Genomic DNA, 1,379 nt, shown 5'->3' on the forward strand with positions numbered 1-1,379 from the left:
CCACGCGCTGAAGGGTGCCGCCGCCAGCGTGATGGCCACGGTCGTCCGCGAAGGCGCGGCCCGCATCGAGAGCCATGTGCAGGGCGGCGACTTCGATGCCGCCGCAGCCGAAGTGGCGGCGTTGGATGCGCGCATGCGCGCATGCTCGGCGCAGCGCGCGCTGTCGCTGACACCCTCGCACCACAATCACGCCATCGACGAACGCATCGGCATCAAGCTGGCGGTCGATCACGTCGTGGCATTCCGACGCGAATAAGGCCATGCCCTCACCGATGATGACCTCCCCGCTGCGCGGCCTGCTGTTCAATGTGGGCTTCGGTTTTACCGCGGCCATGCTGCTGATGATTGCGGTGATCGGCCTCGGCGTCACCCAGATGGCGCAACTGAACACCGAGCTGGAAAACGTGGTGTCGGTCAACAACGTCAAGACCCGGCTCGCCTCGCAGATGCGCGACACCCTGCGCGACCGCGCCATGCTGATGCACAACATCGTGGTGTCGATCGATCCGTGGGAAAAGGACGCGATGTTCATGAAGTTCCAGGAATTCGGCGAACGCTACGCCAAGGACCGCGCGCTGCTGGTGTCCATGCTCACCACGCCGGACGAGAAGCAGCTGATGCAGGAGCTCGACAGCGTCATCATCCTGAACCAGCCGGTCATGTTCAGCGTGGTCGAGGCGGCGCTCGATGAGAACAACTACGGTGCGCTGACGCTGCTGCAGGAAGAGGCCATTCCGCTGCAGGACCGTCTGGTCGCGGCGCTCGACAACATGACCAGCCTGCAGCGTGAGGACAACGAAACCGCGCTCAAGAACACCTTCGCCGCCTACCAGGCCACGCGCAACCTGATGCTGCTGCTGGGCATCATCGCCACCGCGCTGGCGGTGCTGGTCGCCCTGCTGGTGAGCCGCCGCATGCTGACGCAGACGCGCCAGCTCGATACCGAAAAGCAGAAATACCAGACGCTGTTCGAAACCAATTCCGACGCGGTCGTGGTGCTCGACGACAAGGGCTTCACCGATTGCAACCCAGCCACGCTGTCGCTGTTCGGCATGGACTCGGTCGAAACCTTCCTGCAGATGCCGATTGCGCAGCTCGGCTCGACGATTCAGGCCAACGGCCTGAGCTCGTACGACCATGCCATGCTGGCGATTGCACGCGCCAAGCAGGAAGGCCATGCGGTGATGGACTGGCAGGGACGGCGCCTCGACGGCAGCACCTTCTCGGCCGAAATTGCCATGCATGCGATGCAGCTGGAAGGCCGCCCGGTGATCCAGGCGATCATGCGCGACGTGTCCGAGCGCCGCGCCGCCGAAGCCGCCAAGGAGGCCGCGCGCGAAGCGGCACTGCAGATGGCGCATGCCAAGTCGGAGTTCATC

At 64.5% G+C, this 1,379-nt stretch carries 1 protein-coding gene and 1 pseudogene; both read left to right on the forward strand.

The features are described from left to right. A pseudogene (locus Q8R61_RS14905) lies at window positions 1–256 on the forward strand (hypothetical protein); the annotation flags it as partial. A gap of 16 nt (window positions 257–272) precedes the next feature. Next, the coding region (locus Q8R61_RS14910; protein ID WP_305538681.1) for an MCP four helix bundle domain-containing protein at window positions 273–1,379 on the forward strand (1,107 nt) is incomplete at its 3' end.

The organism is Thiobacillus sp. (assembly GCF_030696885.1).
Lineage (GTDB): Bacteria > Pseudomonadota > Gammaproteobacteria > Burkholderiales > Thiobacillaceae > Thiobacillus.